14 protein-coding genes are annotated in these 17,417 nt (G+C 61.2%); 9 read left to right on the plus strand and 5 right to left on the minus strand.

Features of this window, described 5'->3' with window-relative positions:
• Window positions 1-3: 3 nt before the first annotated feature.
• Complete coding sequence (locus QW379_02000; protein ID MEM2869180.1) at window positions 4-924, minus strand: methyl viologen-reducing hydrogenase; 921 nt, start codon at window positions 922-924, stop codon at window positions 4-6.
• 221 nt (window positions 925-1,145) lie between these two features.
• Here QW379_02000 and QW379_02005 point away from each other — a divergent pair, with 221 nt between their 5' ends.
• From QW379_02005 to hypD, 7 genes are all read left to right on the plus strand, one after another.
• Window positions 1,146-1,724, plus strand: coding sequence for a hydrogenase maturation protease (locus QW379_02005; GenBank protein ID MEM2869181.1), 579 nt, complete (start codon window positions 1,146-1,148; stop codon window positions 1,722-1,724).
• A 106-nt stretch (window positions 1,725-1,830) separates the two neighbouring features.
• Window positions 1,831-2,484 (plus strand): hydrogenase nickel incorporation protein HypB, encoded by a 654-nt coding sequence (hypB, locus tag QW379_02010; GenBank protein ID MEM2869182.1) that lies wholly within the window; start codon window positions 1,831-1,833, stop codon window positions 2,482-2,484.
• 80 nt (window positions 2,485-2,564) lie between these two features.
• Window positions 2,565-4,970, plus strand: a complete 2,406-nt coding sequence (locus tag QW379_02015) for a carbamoyltransferase HypF (GenBank protein ID MEM2869183.1) — start codon at window positions 2,565-2,567, stop codon at window positions 4,968-4,970.
• An 18-nt stretch (window positions 4,971-4,988) separates the two neighbouring features.
• Entirely contained in the window at window positions 4,989-5,261 is a 273-nt protein-coding gene (locus QW379_02020) for a hypothetical protein (GenBank protein MEM2869184.1), read from the plus strand.
• Window positions 5,262-5,339: 78 nt separating this feature from the next.
• Window positions 5,340-5,582, plus strand: coding sequence for a HypC/HybG/HupF family hydrogenase formation chaperone (locus QW379_02025; GenBank protein MEM2869185.1), 243 nt, complete (start codon window positions 5,340-5,342; stop codon window positions 5,580-5,582).
• A gap of 83 nt (window positions 5,583-5,665) precedes the next feature.
• Window positions 5,666-6,289: a hydrogenase maturation nickel metallochaperone HypA gene (locus QW379_02030; GenBank protein MEM2869186.1), complete on the plus strand. Its 624-nt coding sequence runs from the start codon at window positions 5,666-5,668 to the stop codon at window positions 6,287-6,289.
• A gap of 90 nt (window positions 6,290-6,379) precedes the next feature.
• Window positions 6,380-7,438 (plus strand): hydrogenase formation protein HypD, encoded by a 1,059-nt coding sequence (gene hypD, locus QW379_02035; protein ID MEM2869187.1) that lies wholly within the window; start codon window positions 6,380-6,382, stop codon window positions 7,436-7,438.
• Window positions 7,439-7,513: 75 nt separating this feature from the next.
• Here the strand turns inward: hypD and hypE are convergent, their stop codons facing one another.
• Together hypE and QW379_02045 are read right to left on the minus strand one after the other, a co-directional pair.
• On the minus strand, window positions 7,514-8,593 hold the full coding sequence (gene hypE / locus QW379_02040; GenBank protein ID MEM2869188.1) for a hydrogenase expression/formation protein HypE: 1,080 nt from the start codon (window positions 8,591-8,593) through the stop codon (window positions 7,514-7,516).
• Window positions 8,594-8,596: 3 nt separating this feature from the next.
• The gene (locus QW379_02045; protein MEM2869189.1) at window positions 8,597-9,841 is read right to left on the minus strand and encodes an MFS transporter; all 1,245 of its coding nucleotides are present in this window, start codon (window positions 9,839-9,841) and stop codon (window positions 8,597-8,599) included.
• An 82-nt stretch (window positions 9,842-9,923) separates the two neighbouring features.
• Here QW379_02045 and QW379_02050 point away from each other — a divergent pair, with 82 nt between their 5' ends.
• Window positions 9,924-11,303 carry a tRNA (N(6)-L-threonylcarbamoyladenosine(37)-C(2))-methylthiotransferase gene (locus tag QW379_02050; protein MEM2869190.1) on the plus strand — a complete coding sequence of 460 codons (1,380 nt, stop codon included), beginning with the start codon at window positions 9,924-9,926 and terminating at the stop codon, window positions 11,301-11,303.
• Between the two features lie 133 nt (window positions 11,304-11,436).
• On the plus strand, window positions 11,437-16,014 hold the full coding sequence (locus tag QW379_02055; protein ID MEM2869191.1) for a M6 family metalloprotease domain-containing protein: 4,578 nt from the start codon (window positions 11,437-11,439) through the stop codon (window positions 16,012-16,014).
• 3 nt (window positions 16,015-16,017) lie between these two features.
• Here the strand turns inward: QW379_02055 and purC are convergent, their stop codons facing one another.
• Window positions 16,018-16,923 (minus strand): phosphoribosylaminoimidazolesuccinocarboxamide synthase, encoded by a 906-nt coding sequence (gene purC, locus QW379_02060; GenBank protein ID MEM2869192.1) that lies wholly within the window; start codon window positions 16,921-16,923, stop codon window positions 16,018-16,020.
• A gap of 78 nt (window positions 16,924-17,001) precedes the next feature.
• Window positions 17,002-17,412: a DUF3198 domain-containing protein gene (locus QW379_02065; protein ID MEM2869193.1), complete on the minus strand. Its 411-nt coding sequence runs from the start codon at window positions 17,410-17,412 to the stop codon at window positions 17,002-17,004.
• Window positions 17,413-17,417 lie beyond the last annotated feature (5 nt).

Consider the following 17,417-nt stretch of genomic DNA (forward strand, 5'->3'; position numbering starts at 1 on the left):
CAATCACCTCTTTGGAAGGGGTCTCAGGTTATTGTGCGCTCCAATGTACCTGTTGAAGTGGGCCATCCTGTCCTCGATGAGCTTCGGGTCCAGTCCTATCGAGGACAGAGCGCCCATCATGTCCACCATGGGTTTCGCGCCTGCCCTGATCGGCCCGAAACACCCGCGACATGGCATGTTGGCCTTGATGCACCTAGGCACTTTGTCCTCTCCCCCGCAGCCCGTCTTCGTGGCGGGACCGTTGCATAGAATTCCTTGCTCGTTGAAGCAGCGCATCTCGCTCAGCGGCTTTGTGTAGTCCCTATCGGGGTTCTGGAGGGGCCTCTTGAGGTTTACCTGGGCCTTCTTCTCCCTCTTCGTCGGGCAGTCATCACAGACGCTCCTCTCGGGCAAGGACCAGGGCTTGCCCTGCAGGAGGTGCGTGAGCGCGTTCGCGATGACTTCGGGCGAGGGAGGGCAGCCCGGTATCTGCATATCAACCTTGACGACCTCGTCAACGGCATAGACGCGGTCAGTTAGGGGTGGTATGTCCTTGCCGGGCATGACCCCCTTCTCCGTCGTCGGGGTGTTGTACACGGTGTTCATTATCTGGTCCCGGGTGGACAAATTCGCGAGGGCTGGAATTCCACCGTGGACCGCGCACGCACCCAGCGTGATGAGGGTCTTCACGTTCTTCCTCAGCTCCTGGGCGATGTGCCTGTCCTCCTCCGTCCTGATGCCACCTGTGATGATGCCCACATCGGCGCTTGCGACTTCGAGTCTCTCCTTCTCTCCCTTCTGCCCGAACCACTTTCTGTCCATCAGCACTTGGCAGTGGACGAAGTCTAGCTGGGGCAGCAGCTTCAAAAGGGTCTCGCCCATGTCCAGCACCGATACCTCGCAACCCGTGCACACGGCAAAGTTCTCAATGGCTATTGTCGGCATGTTATTCCCTCACCAGTCCCTGTGATATTATTTGTCATGGCATTGCGACTCTTTTATTTATAGATTATCAGATTACTAATATTTTGGTAGAAAAGCGCAGCAATCCGGGGCCCCCGCCGTTGGTCCAGTGCGAGCGCGTGGTGGGGGGACGAGCGCCGTTCGCGTCGGCTCCAGAGCGAATTCTGAACATCGATTAAATATCATCAGGTCTATGAGGGGGCGTGGAGAAACCTCGCGAAGAGCTCCCGTCCTACTGCACCGCTGAAGTGCTCGTGCTCGGCTGCGGGAACCCGCTGGTCGGCGACGATGGCTTCGGACCCGCGGTGGCGGAGCTCCTGCTGTCCATGCAGGCCTCCGGGCGCCTCGTATCGGCACTTGGGGGCGAGAGCGGAGGAAAAATTGACGAAGGCGCCGTATGCATAATCAACGCCGGAACTGGCTCCCGCACCATCCTGTTCAACCTGCTGACCGGGCCTTCGAGACCGGCGGGCCTCATCATCGTTGACGCCCTGGACGCGGGGAGGGAGCCTGGCGAGCTCTTCTGGGTGCCAATAGCTGCGCTGAGTCTGGAGAAGGCAGAGGACTTCTCGCTCCACATGACCCCCGCCTCCAACATGCTCTACCAGCTGGAGAAAATGGGTGTCGAGATAGGCATCCTGGCCTGCCAGCCATCCCCCCTCCCGGACAGGATGAGGGAGGGGCTCTCAGATGCGGTGGCCAGAGCGGTGGAGCGCGCGGCCGGAATGGTCCTCGAGAGGGCAGCGAGAATTCTGCGCAACGCCCGGACCCAGTCAGTATGAAGGGGCCGGCGCCAGCCGCTCGGAGGCCACGGCCGCCCAAAAATTATAATACCACGCTCCTCGGTGCTACAACGCCACCAGAGATAAAGGCGGGGGGTGTCCCCGAATGCACAAAACGGTCGAAATCGGCCTTGGCGCCGACGTTCTGAGCGCCAACGCGAGAATCGCTGAGGAGAACCTCAAGCGCCTCCGGGCGAATGGAATCATTTCCTTCGACTTCATGGGCTCGATAGGCTCCGGTAAGACCCTGCTCATCGAGAGGATGATTGATGTGTTGAAGAAAAAGGGGAAGAGGGCCGCGGCCATCGCGGGCGATGTTGCCGGTGACGACGACTTCCAGAGATTCAGAGCGCACAGGGTCCCGGCCGTGAATGTCAACACCGGCAGGGAGTGCCATCTGGACGCACATCTCGTCGACCACGCATTAGAGCAACTCGACCTTAAAAATCTGGACGTGTTGTTCATAGAGAACGTCGGTAACCTCGTCTGCCCCACCGACTTCCCGCTGGGCACGGATAAGAGGGTGGTTGTGGTCTCGGTCACGGAGGGCGACGACATGGTGCGCAAGCACCCCGTAATATTCTCTCTGGCCGACTTCATCATTATCAACAAGGTTGATCTGGCGAAAATAATCGGGGTGGACCCGAAGGTGCTTGTCAGGGACGCCCGGAGATTGAGGCCGAAAGCTCCTGTCTTTCTGACCAGCGCCAAGAGCGGACTGGGCGTTCCTAATCTAATGAGGGCGATGGGAATCTGGTAGCGGGAACCGGAGGAGGCCGGGAGGTGGCGCGCGCCTGCGAGGCGAGAGGGGCTTGAGTAAATGGCAACGGGAGGCACTAGGTGAAGTTCACACGCATTGTCTTTTTTGGAGTCGTGCAGGGCGTTGGGTTCAGGCCGACCGCGTATAGGGTCGCGAGGACGATGGGGCTGAAGGGATACGTCCGCAACAACGGCTCCAATGTGGAGGTTGTGGTCGACGGGAGGGCGCGCGAGTACGTTGACGCGCTTAAGAGGGCGCTCCCGCCGCTAGCGCGAATAGAGGAGGTGAGGTACGAGTCTGCAGATGAGAGCGCGGTGCTCAGAGCGCTGGGCCGGAGGGCTGTGGAGGGGTTCAGCATCGTGCACAGCAGGTCTGGGTCAAGGGTATCGCCGATTCCCCCGGACACGGCGATTTGCGACTCATGCCTCAAAGAGCTTCTCGACCCCTCGGACAGGCGCTACTTGTTCCCATTCACCAACTGCACCGACTGCGGCGCCAGATTCTCCGTGATACGCGACGTGCCCTACGATCGGAGGAACACGTCGATGGACGAGTTCCCGCTCTGCCCCTTGTGCCGTGCGGAGTACACCAGCCCGGACGACAGGCGCTTCCATGCCCAGACAATATCCTGCCCGCGCGACGGTCCCCAGTACGTGCTCCACGACGCCAAAGGAAGGGTGCTGGCCAGCGGGCTGGAGGCGATAGGGGAGGCAGCCAGAAGAATCGACGCAGGTCAGATCGGCGTTGTCAAGGGCTGGGGCGGGATGCACATCGTCTGCAGGCTAGAGGAATGCACGCGACTGAGGAAATGGTACCGGAGGCCGGCCAAGCCATTCGCAGTGATGTTCCGAAATCTTGAAGCCGCAAAGAGGGTCGCGGATGTCGACGATTTCGCCGAGCGGCTTCTCACGTCGCCACAAAGGCCGATAGTCGTGCTCCCCAGAACGAAAGCGTCCTTAGCTATAGGGCACGAGCCCTGCGAGACGAGAGAGAGAGGCGAGGGAGGCGGCGAAGCCGGAGGAGGTTTCGATGCGGAGGGTGAGGTGGGTGAGACGGGCGCGGGTGGCGATGCGGTGCTGGATTGCGTTTCTCCCGGCCTGGGCAGCATCGGCTGCTACCTGCCCTATTCCGGCCTCCACCATGTGCTCTTCTCAATGATGCGCTCGGACGCAATTATTATGACCTCCGCCAACCCCGCAGGCGAGCCCATGCTGATTAAGAACGAGGAGGCCTTTTCTCTGGGGCTTGACTTCTACCTCCTCCACAACAGGACCATCGTGAGCCGCACCGACGACAGCGTTCTGATTCCATTCCGGGGGCGGAGGTTCTTCATAAGGAAATCGAGGGGCTGGGTGCCGGACGGAATTCCCGTGCCCTACAAAAGCCGGGTCCTATCCATGGGCGCTGAGAGGAACGTGACCTCCGCCGTCTCTAAGGACGGGAGGCTCTACGCTACCCAGTACATCGGGAACACGACAAGGTACAGCGTTCAGCTTTTCCAGGAGAGTGCTACCAGGCATCTGATGAGGCTTCTGGGAGTTCAGAGCATCGAGAGGGTCGTTGTGGACCTCCACCCCCAGTACGCAACACGAAAGCTGGGCGCAGAGCTGGCCCGGGAGTGGGGGGCGGAGGTTGACGAGGTCCAGCATCACTGGGCCCACGCGGCCTCGCTGATGCTCGACAACGGCGTCGAAAGGGATGAGCGCTTGGTCTGCATAGCGGCCGACGGCGCGGGCTATGGAGCCGACGGGACGGTCTGGGGCGGTGAGATTCTGCTTGCCTCCTATAGGGGCTTCGAGCGCGTGGGCACACTTGAGAGTTTCCCGCTGCTCGGTGGTGACGCTGCCGTCCGGGACCCACCCAGACTAGTTCTGGCTCTGCTTGGCCAAGCGGGGGTGGACTGGAGGGAATGGGAGCACCAGAGCCTCCTCGAGAGAGATAGGGCGGAGGTGTTGCTGAGGTTGAAGGGGAGCAGCCCACTCACCTCGAGCCTCGGGAGGGTTCTCGACGCAATCTCCTGCTACTTGGGCGTGGGGAAGGCGCGAACCTATGATGGGGAGCCAGCCATCAGGCTGGAGCTATATCTGGAAAAGGGGAGGGCAGTCCATAGGTTTGAAATGGAGGAGCTAGGAGGGGGAGGCACTTGCGCGACCCGCGTGATTCCCGTGACGCCTCTGTTCAGACAGCTGCACATGGCGGTGAAGGGAAGGGTGCTGACGGAGAGGGAGAGGGCGGACTGGGCCCGCTCCATTGTTGAGTCGTTAGTCGGGCAGATGGTAGACGTGGCAGCCGAAGCGGCCGAAAGGGAGGGGCTCAGGAGAATCGGCTGGACCGGTGGCGTTTCATACAACATACCGATAACGGAAATGGTTGTGAGGCGGGTGAGGGAGAGGGGGCTGGAGCCCCTCCTGCACGACAGAATTCCCAACGGCGACGGAGGCATTTCTGCGGGGCAAAATGTAATTATTGGTATTAGTGAATCGTGATGGGGAGGAGGGACCGGAATGGGCCTTATAGATAAGATGAAGGACGTGGGGAAAAAGGGAGTGGACCTTGGGGCGAAGGTCGGGAAGAAGGGCGTCGAGCTTGGAAAGAAGGGCGTGGAGGCCACGAAGGAGGCGGTCAGGAAGAAAACCTGCTCCGAGTGCAAGCACTACACAGCCCAGAGCGAGACGGAGGGCAGCTGCCCTATCGCAGGCAAGAGGCTCCCGAGCGCGGACGCCGCCACCTGTCCCCAGAAGGCGTTCGAGCCGAGGCCCAGTGCGCCAACACAGTGAGCTCTCACCCTTCGTGCGGCACCGGCGCCTCGTCCTAACCAAAAACGCTTTATTCGAGAAACGGGTTGCCAGCGGAGCATGTGCCTGGGCATCCCAGCTCTCGTCTTGGAGAGGCGGGGCGACACAGGAAAGGTCGATTTCGGCGGAACGGTCCGAGAGGTCAATCTCTCTCTCGTCGATGCCACAGTGGGGGACTGGGTGATCGTCCATGCGGGCTTCGCCATCCAGCTCCTCGACGAGCGGCAGGCACTGGAGACCCTCGAGCTATTCAGGCAGGTCTTTGGTGGGGTTGAGGGGAGGCACGACGCCGGGAATGCTTGAGGCGCGGGTGGCCGTGAGGGGGGAGGGGAAGCTGAATTCGGGGGTGCGGGAGGCGAGATGGCTATAGTCAAGGAGTGGGTCCGGTGCACGAGTTTTCCGTGATATCCCGTGTCGTCGAGGCCCTACTCAGCGAGCTCGAGGCGAGGAATGCAGGAGCCACTGAAGCAAGGCGAGGTGGTCCCGCGGAACATGAGGGGACCGACGCGGGGGTGGGAAGAGTCGGGTGCCAGACCCGAAAAGGAGTCGATAACACCAGCCACCCGAGAATCGCAAGCGTCGAGAGCGTGACACTTGAGGTTGGAGAGCTGACCATGCTCAGCGAAGAGCCGCTGAAGTTCGCGTGGGAACTCCTGACAGAGAATGGGCCTCTCAGGGGTTCGAAGCTAATGATTGTGAGGAGACCAGTGGTTCTTGAATGCCCGGCCTGTGGCTACAGGGGCGTGGGAAAGCCTCCCGAAGGGCTGGCCACCCATTTTTTTATTCCGGCTCTGAACTGCCCGCGCTGCGGCGGCGATGTGAGGGTTGTTGGGGGGCGCGAGTGCTTAATACGGGAAATGAGGGTGGTTATGGAGGATGGAGGAGAGAAGTCGGAGCGAGAGGGGGCGGGGGGCCGGCGGGGTCGCGGGGGAGGCGTCCGGGGAGGGGGAGATGGAAGGGGAGGAGGAGCGGCGCAGATGAGTCTGAAAGGGCCGGGGGGTAGGCTGTGAATTCATCCACGTCTCTCGCTCGGAAAACTTTTGGGGGTTCCAAGAGTGTCTAGTGACTCACCCGGTAGATTCCATCTCCGGGACCCTTCCATGGCCCGCAGGCTCATTGAGAGATTGAGGTCTATGCACCTCAGCCTGAGAATCATGCACGTCTGCGGCACCCATCAGGACACATTGGTCAGGCACGGTCTGGAGCCCATGCTAAGGTCCGCGGGCGTCGAGATCAGGCAGGGCCCGGGCTGCCCAGTCTGCGTCACAACGCCTCGTGAGCTCGAAGAAATCCTCACGCTTGCGCGGAGCGGAATGAGGGTGGCCGTTTTTGGCGACATGCTCAGGGTACCCAGCCCCTCCGGCTCTCTCGAGGAGGCCCGTGCAAGGGGTGCAGACGTGAGAGTCGTTTACAGCGCCGAGGACGCCGTGCGACTCGCCCGCCGGGATAACAGGGAGACTGTTTTCATGGCTGTGGGCTTCGAGACGACGGCCCCAGGGACCGCTCTGGCTTTGAAGACCGGCCCGCCGGAGAACTTTTCCGTGCTCACCTGTCACAGAAACGTACCCCCAGCGCTGGAGGCCTTGCTCGGGATGGGCGAGCTCAGGCTTGATGGCCTGATTGAGCCCGGCCATGTCAGCACGATAATAGGCATCAGGCCCTACGAGCCCCTCTCGGAAAAGTACCGCATACCGCAGGTCGTGGCGGGCTTCGAGCCCCTCGACCTACTCATGGCCGTCTACATGCTCGGCCGACAGAAGCTGGAGGGGAGGGCGGAGGTCGAGAACGAGTACTCTCGGGTCGTGAGGCCCGAGGGCAATGCGAAGGCTCTCGAGCTGCTGGATAGGACATTCGAGGCCTGCGACGTGGAGTGGCGCGGGTTCCCGGTCATCCCCGGCAGCGGACTCAGGCTTCGCCCCGAGTTCGAGAAATGGGACGCCAGAAAGAAATTCGCAGAAGAGCTCGCGCCGCTGAGAGAAAAAGTGTTCCGGGAGCCACCGGGTTGCCGTTGCGGGGAGGTCCTCAGGGGAATTCGCGAGCCAGAGAAGTGCCCTCTTTTCGGGAGAAAATGCAGACCGGAGAGCCCCGTGGGGCCATGCATGGTCAGCGCGGAGGGCGGGTGCAACATTTTATATAAATACGGCAGGGATACCGGGTGAGGGCCGGGCGCCCTTCAGGTCCCCTTTGTTAGGCGAGGGGAGTGAAAGGCATTTTGCGCGACTTGGATAGAGCCCTCAGCAGATGCGCGGTATCGGGTCCCCGGCGGGCTGCTCCAGAATTCTCCTCCCGCCTACGGAGGTCGCCAGCACCACCCTTCCTGGCCTGATGTCCCTCCGGACCTCGCCGATGACGGCCGCGCGCCTCCCCTCCCTCATCCTCCTCAGGGCGCGCAAAACCTCCTCAGCCATCTCCTCCACGACCCCCAGAACAACCTTTCCCTCGTTTCCTATGATGAGCGGGTCGAGACCAAGCATCTCGCAGGCGCTGCGGACGCCGTCGGAGACAGGGATCGACTCCTCATATACCTCTATCCCCACCATGGATTTCTGGGCCCACTCGTTGAGCAGGTTGGCGAGGCCTCCGCGCGTGGGGTCCTTGGCCGACACAACACCCCCCACCCTCAGGACCGCCTCCATCAAGCGGTTCAAGGGAAGCACGTCCGATTTCACGACCGAATCAAAGCCGTAGCCCTCGCGCTTTGAGAGTACCGCGATTCCGTGGTCGCCAACCGTCCCAGACAGGATTATCTTGTCGCCGGGGCGGAGGTTGGAGTCGAGGAGCCACTCGTGCCTCACCTTGCGGTGGCGGCGCGCCTCCGCCAAATTCCGGTCTAGCAGGGGGTGGCGACAACCCACTCCGGAGGTGTTGATGATCATCTTCTGGACTGCGCCGCTCTCGACAACCTTCGTATCGCCTGTGACCACGGGGACGCCCGCCAGTCTGGCAGTAGAGGCCATGCTCCTGACGACCCTCTCCAGCTCCCCGAGCTCGATTCCCTCCTCGAGCACTAGGCCTGCGGAGAGGGCGAGAGCCCTTGCCCCGACGACCGCGAGGTCGTTGACGGTGCCCGCGATGGAGAGCGAGCCAATGTCGCCACCCGGGAAGAAAATCGGTCTTACGGTGTGCGAATCGGTTGTGAAGACCGTCCCGTCCACGACCGCGCTGTCGTCGAGCGCGTCCAGCGGGACCCTTAGCCCCCGGACCCTCCATTTCTTATTTGACAGGATAGGGAGAATGACGGAGGATATCAACTCCTGCATCGCGGCTCCGCCGGCGCCGTGGGCCATGGTGACTCTGGAGAGCTCGCCGCTCATGACTCACTCCTCCTCACCCAGTTTATCCTTTCTTGACTCGAAGTGCCTCAGCACGATGAAAAGGAATATCAGCCCCGCGCAAGCGCCGAAGAAGCCCAGTATCCCTGTAAGCCCGAAGGCGTTGAGGACCGCGCCTGAGGTCGGGACACCGACGACCATTCCCGCGGCTATCACCATACTATAGACGCTCATCGTCACCCCGTGCTGGCGCTTGCGTGCGACATCGCCCAACGAAGCAAGGGCAGCGGGGGCGAAGGCGAAGGCCATGAACGCGAACAGGGCGAGCAGGCCTAAGAAGGGCCCCCAGACCGGCATGTTGGCCTGAATGTCCTCCACAGTCGGGACCCCGACGATCGCGACCGCGACGCCGCTGAGCACGAGCCCTAGAATTCCTGAGGCGCCGGTGAGCATCAGAGGCGTCCTGCCGTATCTGTCGGACAGGCGGCCGAAGAAGCGCTGGGTGGTGACGAGCAGAACGCAGAGGCCCGCCATCCCCGCGCCGACCATCCATGCAGGGATATCGAGGTTGGCTCCCTCGAGGCCCGCGAACGCGAGCCCGGCGCCAATCATGGCGTAGATCAGTAGCCATGGCATTGTCAGGTAGATCACCGACTTTCTACCCAGCGCTGATACTATGTGCCGGGCGTCAAGCTGTCTCACGGTGTATTCGGTTTTCGCTGGCTCGGAGACCGCGAGCTGGGCATAGACGCAGCCTAGTGCGCCAATCGCGCCAGCGATGACGAAGCCTAGGTAGAGCTCCGACGCGAGGGTCTGGTTGACCATCCCGCCGAGCAAGAAGCCAGCGCCCCAGCCCGCCATGTTGGCGCCGTCGAAGGTTCCCATCTCCTGCCCCCGCTGGTTGGCAGGGGCGTAGTCGGCGGCAAGCGCCAAAGAGGACGCGAGTATCGCTCCAGCGGAAATACCGTGGAAGGCATTGAAGATACCCACCGCGAGGGGGTCCTGCGTGAGCGCAATGAAAAACATCATAAGCGTACCCAGAACGAGACCGGACATAAGCACAATTTTCCTGCCATATCTATCTATAATAGCCCCGATGAATATCACCGTGAAGAACTCGGCCCCGGGCGAGGCCGCCCATATTAGGCCGTAAAGAACGCGGTCGAGGTGGCTCAGGTAGAGCGGAAATACCATTATCATTATGGAGAAGGAGAAGCGAATCAAGAACGTGGCCGCGTAGAGCGGCCAGAGAAGGCCAGTTTCTCCTCCATGCCTCCCTTTCCCGCTCATCGCTACCGGATGGACCGGGGTGTAATAAGAATTTATTGGCGGGCAAAAGGTGATAAATAGAGCCGGGCGCCATCAGGGAGCGATGAGAATTTATGCCGAGACCTACGGATGCTCCCTGAACAGGGGCGAGAGCCGGGAGATGCTCGAAGCGGCGGAGGAGCGGGGGCACCGGATAGTGGCTTCGGTCGAGGAGGCCGATGTTCTCATTCTAGACACCTGCACCGTGATTCAGACCACGGAGAACAGGATGCTGGACAGACTCAGACTGATGGCCCGGGCGGGAAAGCCCGTCGTCGTGGCGGGCTGTATGGCCTCCGCGCGGCCGGCGAGGGTGAGGGCGATCTGCGCCGGCGCAATTCTGCTCCCGCCGGACAAGCGGCGCGAGCTCCCCTCCTTATTAGAAACCCTGCGATGGCTCGTCCAAGCCGTGAACTCCTCGCCGGTGTCCGAGATGCCCGGCGGCGACCCTGAGAAGGGGCAGGAGGGTGAGGCCGGAGGGAAGGCGGCTGGAGCCGTGGGGGTGCTCTCGCCCGTAGTGCGTCCGGAAGGAGGAACTCTCCTTCGCGGTCCGGGACCGGGCGAGGCGGTCTGGGCCGAGCTACCCATAGCGAGCGGCTGCACCGGTGGATGCACCTATTGCATCACGAGAATCGCCCGAGGGAAGCTCAGCAGCAGGAGCGTTGAGAGCCTCGTTGAGAGGGCGGCGGTTCTCCTTCGCAGGGGATACCGGGAGCTGAGGCTGGCAGCCCAAGACACCGCCACGTACGGCGTGGATATCCACACAAGCCTTCCGGAGCTCGTGTCCGGAATATGCTCGCTCGATGGAAACTTCCGGGTTAGGATAGGGATGATGAACCCCGGCAGTGCTCTGAGAATTCTTCCGGCGCTCATAGAGGTCATGCGGAGGCCGAAGGTCTTCAGGTTTCTTCACGTCCCCGTTCAGAGCGGTGACGATGGGATGCTCGAGGCGATGGGGCGCGGCTACACGGTCGAGGATTTCATGAAGGTCGTCGGGAAATTCAGGGAGGCGTTTCCCCTCGGCCTCCTCGCCACAGATGTGATTGTCGGCTTCCCGGGGGAGGGGGAAAGGGAATTCACCGCAACCCTCTCCCTCATTGAACAGACGGCGCCGGATATAATCAACATCAAGGCCTACTCCCCGAGGCCCGGGACGGCCGCGTGCCGCCTGCCGGGAAGACCGCCCCACTTGGAGGTTCGGCGGAGGATTTCGAGGCTAAGAGAGCTCCAAAGAAGAATCTCGCTGAAGAACAACGAGCGGCTTGTGGGAAGGGTGGAGGAGGTGCTTGTGAGCGAGATGGGCGCCAATGGAGGTGCGCTCGGAAGGACCGGGGGATACTATCCCGTGATTATTCCAGGCGGACCCGCTCCGGGGAGCATCTGCAATGTCAAAATCAGCGCGGCGAGGCCCGGATATGTTTTGGGGGAGGCGGTGACCGGGTAAGTGGGAGTGATGCGGCGATCGGGCGGACGCGGCGGTCGAGTAGTCGAGAGAAAGAGAAGAGAGAATAGTGAGAATATATTCAAATAACATTTAAATTGATAATTACTCTATACTTTTTATAGGAGCTGAAAGTATGGGAAGGGCGCCTCTATGGCTCATCTGTTTGCTCTCGGTCCTCTGTGCAGCGGGGTTCCAGTTTGCGGGGAACTGGAGGGGTGTGGAGCCGCGCTCGGCAGATTCAACAGCCCTAGTGGAGCCCTTAGAGTGGCCCCACGCTGCGTCGGCCTCATCTCTGGAGGGTCCCAGAAACCTCGTGGCCCCTCCCCCATGGACCGGATACAATGCCTCCGACCCCCTCCACAAAATCAACAAGGAGCGCTTCCCCCAGTCCCCCTCGCCGCTCAACGCCGTCACTGGCAACGCTACAGTTCTTGTAATTCTCATCAAATTCAGTGACGTGAGCAATTCAAGCTCCCACACCCCGGCCTATTTTGAGAACCTCCTCTTCAACACGAGCCAGAACAGCATGGCGAAGTATTTCGCGGACAACTCCTTCAACACCTTCAACGTGAGCGGGACGGTGACTTCTAAGTTCTACACCGCCAACAACACGGAGGCCTGGTACGGGACCTACGAATTCTCCAGCCCCCCCGCCTCAGGCTATGGGAACGCCCAGAACCTGACCCTCGAGGCCGTCCTGAAGGCGGACGCGGACATAGACTACTCTAAATTCGACAAAGACGGCGATGGATACGTCGACCATCTAGTGATTGTCCACTCGGGTAAGGACGACGCCAACGACGGCGACTATAGCGGCCCCGCCGGCGACCCGCAGATGTGGTCTCACGCGTGGGCGATGAGCTCCGTCGTCTATCTGGACGGCGTGAAGCTCTACTACTACACAATGCTCTCCGAGGACGACCCGATGGGCGTCTACGCCCACGAGTTCGGGCACGACATCGGCCTCCCGGACCTCTACGACACCGATTACTCTTCCGACGGCGGCGTAGGCAAATGGGACCTGATGGCGAGTGGGAACTGGAACAACGGCGGCGCCACACCCGCGATGCTCTCGGCCTGGTGCAAAATCCAGCTCGGCTGGGTCAGCCCGACGGTGGTTAACTCGGACAGCCAGGGCCTGGAGGCAAAGAGGGCCGAGGACAACGCCGTGGTTTACAAGGTCTGGGTGAACTTCTCGAACAAGGAATATTTTCTTATCGAGAACAGGCAGCAGACGGGCTTCGACGCCAGCCTCCCGGGAAACGGTCTCTTGATATGGCACGTCAACGACAGCGCGCCGAACAACAATCGGGACGCCTACCGGCTCGTGGACCTCGAGGAGGCCGACGACAATAACAAGGCCTCCGACCCCACGGACCCATGGAAGAGCAATGCAACGGGCTTCACGCCGACCTCATCGCCAAACACGAATGATTATTCCGGAAAAAACACAGGAATCAGAATCTACAACATCAGCGCCTCCGGGAACACCATGACCTTCGATGTGGACCTCGGCAACAGCCCTCCAAGCGCCCCCACCCCGGTCTCGCCCTCCGATGGTGCGTGGACCAACAAGACGAAGCCCGCCCTGAACTGGACCTTCTCCGATTCGGACCCTGGCGACAGCCAGACCGCCTACCGCGTGCAGGTCGACGACGACTCTGGCTTCGGCTCTCCCCTATGGGATTCAGGGGATGTGGTGTCGAGCGCCAATGGCACAGCCGTGGGAACCGACCTCGGCGAGGGGAAATGGTACTGGCGCGTCAGAACGCGAGATAGCGGAGGCCTGTGGAGCAGCTACAGCCCTGCCCGGAGCCTCAATGTGGACCTGACCGCCCCAGCCGCCCCCTCCGGCGTCACGGTCTCCCCGTCGGGCTGGAGTGCGGTCAATTCCTTCACGATAGACTGGGTGTATCCGTCGGAGAGCGGGACATCGGGTATCGAACCCGGAATCTACTACAGGCTGGATTCCGCCCCTGCAAGCCCCACGGACGGGACCTGGAGCCCGTCGAAGCCGTTGGGGGGAATAACCGTCACCGGGTCCGGAGCACACACGATTTATCTGTGGCTCAGGGACAAAGCTGGGAATGTGAATCACGAGAACCGCACCAGCGCGATCCTTTATCTCGACCAGCTCCCGCCCTCCAGCCCCAGCTCCCTGACGAGCCCGACCCACGCCACATCGAGCTGGTCCAATCGCACTCTCATCACCATACGCTGGTCGGGCGCGTCGGACCAGCACAGCGGCGTCAGCGGATTCTCGTACCTATGGGACGGGAGTCCCGCGACCTTTCCGGACGCCACGGCCGATTGCGACGGAAGTGCCTGCGAGCTAAACAGCACAATTCCAGCTGATGGCGCCTGGTACTTCCATATCCGGGCCGTGGATGGCGCCGGTAATTGGGCAACTGAGGCCGCGCATCTTGGGCCCTTCTTGATAGACACCATACCCCCCTCAAGTCCCCGGGGCGCCTCGAGCCCCTCTCACACACCATCGGTCTGGTCCAATCTCACCACCGCAACAGTGCAGTGGTGGGGGGCCTCCGACTCGGGGAGCGGCCTCGCGGGCTACTCTCTGGTCTGGGACAACCTGCCCGACGCCCTTCCAGATGCTGTGATGGAGCTCGACGCCTCTGCTACCTCGACTACGAGCCCGCCATTGGCCGACAGCGATTCCATATATTTCCACATACGCGCGGTCGACAGGGCCGGCAACTGGAACGAAACGGCGCTCCACTTTGGCCCGCTCTACATAGACACCGTCCCTCCCGCAAACCCGGGCTCTTTTGAAGTCCTCTCGGGCCATTCGATAGGCGGATGGTCCCGGATGGCCACTGTCAGGGTGGCCTGGAGCGGCTTCTCTGACAGCGCCAGTGGCGCGGACGGCTTCTCGATTCTCTGGGACACCGCAGCCCTCTCCTCCCCCGATTTCACAAAGGAGCTCGAGGAGGACGGGAACTGGAGCGAAATCACCTTAATCAGTGGCAGATACTACCTCCATATCAGGGCGGTGGACCGGGCGGGCAACTGGAACCAGAGCGCATTTCACATCGGACCATTCCTCATCGACCTTCTACCTCCCGGGACCGTAGCCGCGCGTGACGATGGAGATTTCACGGGCTCACCTAGTGTGGTGTTCTCGTGGGAAGAAGCTTCCGACGAGCTGTCCGGTGTCGCCGGATACATAGTGTCAATCGGCACCTCCCCAGGAGCCGAGGACGTCCTGAGCGGGATGAGGACGTCGGAGCTGAGCTACTCTCTCGAGGGAGCCCTGGATGGGGTAACTTATTATCTGAGGGTAAAAGCCGTGGATCTGGCGGGCAATGAGGGCGCGTGGGGCGCCGAAAGCGATGGGATAACTGTGGACCTCTCGGCCCCCGGAAACCTCTCCGTGTCAATAAACGGTGGCTCCGTCCTGACTGCCGACCCCCGGCTCTTGCTCCAGCTCGCCGCCACGGACGCGGTCTCCGGGCCCTGGGAGATGCGGTTTAGTATGGATGCTAGGAACTGGACCAATTGGATTCCCTTCGCCACGGAGCACGAGATGACACTCACGCCGGGTGATGGGGAGAGGAGCATATTCTTCCAAGTGAGGGACAGGGTTGGCAACGAGGCCTCTCCCGTCAGCGCTACGATCATACTGGACACCACTGGTCCTGTTGTGACGCACTTTGAGGTTTCGGGGGGAATTACCATCGTCAACTCCACCGATTTGCTCCTCATCGTGGAGGCGGAGGATGCCATCTCGGGCGTAGCGTTTGTGAGACTCAGCAACGACGGAAGCCTCTGGAGCGACTGGATGGACTACGCGGCCCATGGGCTTCCCTGGAGCCTCGAGGGAGGGGATGGTAAGAAGAGCGTTTTTGTCCAGGTGCGCGATGGCGCCGGCAACGATGGCGCTCCATCGGTGCTCGAGGTGACCCTGGACACAACGCCCCCTAGAAAGCCCTCCATCAGCTCGAGCACACACCCGAGAAGAGAGACATGGTACAATGTATCCACGCTGGAGCTCAGATGGAGCGCTGTCCAGGACCCCTCCGGTGTGGAGGTCTATGGCTACGAGCTTGCGAGGGAGGGGAGCATCGAGAAAAAGGGAGAGCTAAACGCGACGTCCATCGGGTTCGAGCTTGGGCGGGGTGGTGTGTGGATGTTCAGGTTGCGGGCTAAAGACGGCGCGGGCAACTGGGGCGAGTGGGCCGAACTAGAGGTGCTGGTGGACACGGAGGGCCCGGCCCCACCGCATCTCGAGCTACCAGAAAACGGCGCGAGACTACCCCTCGAGCCCGTCGTGTTGAGGTGGGGGAACTCCACGGACCCCCAGAGCGGGCTCAGGGCCTACTATCTTGAGGTTGACGAAACGCCCTCGTTCGACTCACCCCTGTTTGCGGGTGTAGTGGAGGGCTGTAGCCACACGCTAGAACTGTCGGAGGGCACCTATCACTGGCGGGTCAGGGCGTTGGACATAGCAGGGAACCGGGGCGCGTGGAGCGAGGAGTGGAGCTTCGTGGTCTCCAGACCGGGTGGGATTGGCACGGGCCACCCGTCGCCGTTCAGCCTTTCCGGCCAGCTGCTCTGGCTCCTCATCGCCGTCATGCTCGCAATCGCCGTCGCCGCAGCGGCCGGACTATTGAGAAGGAAAAAGGGGGAGCCCCCGGGAGGGAGTTCGCGCTATGAGGGAGCGCCGCGAGTGAGCTGGGAAGAAGGGGACTGAACCTCACCTGAATCTCTGCCCCGTCAGCCTCTCGAAAATATCGATATAGACGCGGCTGACCTCCTCGCGCACATCGTCTGGGAGGGGGGGAATCTCGGGCTCGCTCTCCCCCACGGCCCTCGCCCTCTCCAATCTCTCGTGATACCCAATTCTCCGGTAGTACTGACGCACATACTCCTTGCTCAGCTCGACGAGCCTACCTTCGTCGTAGGCCTTCGCATCCCAGAAGCGGTCCTCATCGGCGGTGCCGAAGGTGTCCACCAGCATTAGATCCCTGTTCGCGTCAAATGCGAACTCCTTTTTCCCGTCGACGTGAATCAGGCCCCGGGGCCTAAGCTCACTCGCCATCTTCTCGTCTATCTTCAGCACAGTTTCCCGGATTCCGTTAAGCTCGTCCATTGTCAGGCCCGAGATTTTGAGCGCTTCCTCAGGACCCACGCTTCTATCGGTGGCCTCGAGCTTGGTCGTGACCTCAAAGAACGGCTCGGGGAGCTTCTCGCCGGCCGCGGGTGTGTGGCCCTTGGGAAACCCGAGCTCCTCGGAGGAGAGCTGCCCAGTCCTGAGTCTGTCCAGAAGGGAGCCGGCGACATAGTGCCTGCAGATGAACTCGAGCGGTATCAGGTAACTCCTGCCACAGATGCCCACCCTCGAGGGGTCATGAATCACCTCGACCCTCTTGACCCTCATCTCAGTGGGGGACGGCGTGTCCACAAAGTGCGTCAGGATGCCCATCCTCTCCACAATCTCGAACCAGTGTGCGCTCGTCCTGCAGAGTGTCTCTCCCTTATGCGGTATCTCCGTCGGGACGAGCTTGTCGAAAACGGAGATGCGGTCCGTGAATTTGAAGCGGAGGAGCTCGGCCGACTCCTCGTAGACGTCCTTCACCTTCCCCCTCCGCACGAGATTCATGGTCACCTCCTTGCACCCGGCCTGAGGAGATGGGGTGCCAGCCGGGCCTCAAGCCTTTTCGTCTACCCTCTCCGGGCTTTACCGTATCTTCATCTCCCTGAGCTTCCTCTGCACCATTCTCTCATGTCTCGAGGATAGCTCCCACGCGAGTTCCTCGAGCTTTTCCCTGTTCATCACCAACTTCTGCCGGCTTGTCGTGTTTATAAGTCTGTGAAACTTTATTCTCTTATAAATATTATCCACAAAGTAGTAGCCGGCGATGATCAGTAGCAACAGCCCTACGCCGCCTACGCAAACATCCACCCTGCTGCTGCCGCGCAGGAACAGTCTCCAGTCCTCCGGGAGAGTCTCCTGAAACCAAAAGGAGAGGGCGCCAACGACCACCATGAAGAGACCGAGGACGAATCCTGTACCGCTCAGGCCTAGGGTCATGTCCCGAATAACTATCCTAAGCCTGCTCCAGCGCTTCTGCCATTCCTGGCTTACCATTCACA

This window comes from Thermoplasmata archaeon (assembly GCA_038851035.1).
In the GTDB taxonomy this organism is placed as follows: Archaea; Thermoplasmatota; DTKX01; order VGTL01; family VGTL01; genus JAWCLH01.

What these genes read in the sequence shown, in the direction of transcription:
- QW379_02050 (MEM2869190.1), top strand. Translation starts at nt 9,924, where the DNA reads ATGAGAATTTATGCCGAGACCTACGGATGCTCCCTGAACAGGGGCGAG.
- QW379_02025 (MEM2869185.1), top strand. Translation starts at nt 5,340, where the DNA reads ATGTGCCTGGGCATCCCAGCTCTCGTCTTGGAGAGGCGGGGCGACACA.
- QW379_02045 (MEM2869189.1), bottom strand. Translation starts at nt 9,841, where the DNA reads ATGAGCGGGAAAGGGAGGCATGGAGGAGAAACTGGCCTTCTCTGGCCG.
- QW379_02055 (MEM2869191.1), top strand. Translation starts at nt 11,437, where the DNA reads ATGGGAAGGGCGCCTCTATGGCTCATCTGTTTGCTCTCGGTCCTCTGT.
- QW379_02000 (MEM2869180.1), bottom strand. Translation starts at nt 924, where the DNA reads ATGCCGACAATAGCCATTGAGAACTTTGCCGTGTGCACGGGTTGCGAG.
- hypD (MEM2869187.1), top strand. Translation starts at nt 6,380, where the DNA reads ATGGCCCGCAGGCTCATTGAGAGATTGAGGTCTATGCACCTCAGCCTG.
- QW379_02020 (MEM2869184.1), top strand. Translation starts at nt 4,989, where the DNA reads ATGGGCCTTATAGATAAGATGAAGGACGTGGGGAAAAAGGGAGTGGAC.
- hypE (MEM2869188.1), bottom strand. Translation starts at nt 8,593, where the DNA reads ATGAGCGGCGAGCTCTCCAGAGTCACCATGGCCCACGGCGCCGGCGGA.
- purC (MEM2869192.1), bottom strand. Translation starts at nt 16,923, where the DNA reads ATGAATCTCGTGCGGAGGGGGAAGGTGAAGGACGTCTACGAGGAGTCG.
- hypB (MEM2869182.1), top strand. Translation starts at nt 1,831, where the DNA reads ATGCACAAAACGGTCGAAATCGGCCTTGGCGCCGACGTTCTGAGCGCC.
- QW379_02065 (MEM2869193.1), bottom strand. Translation starts at nt 17,412, where the DNA reads ATGGTAAGCCAGGAATGGCAGAAGCGCTGGAGCAGGCTTAGGATAGTT.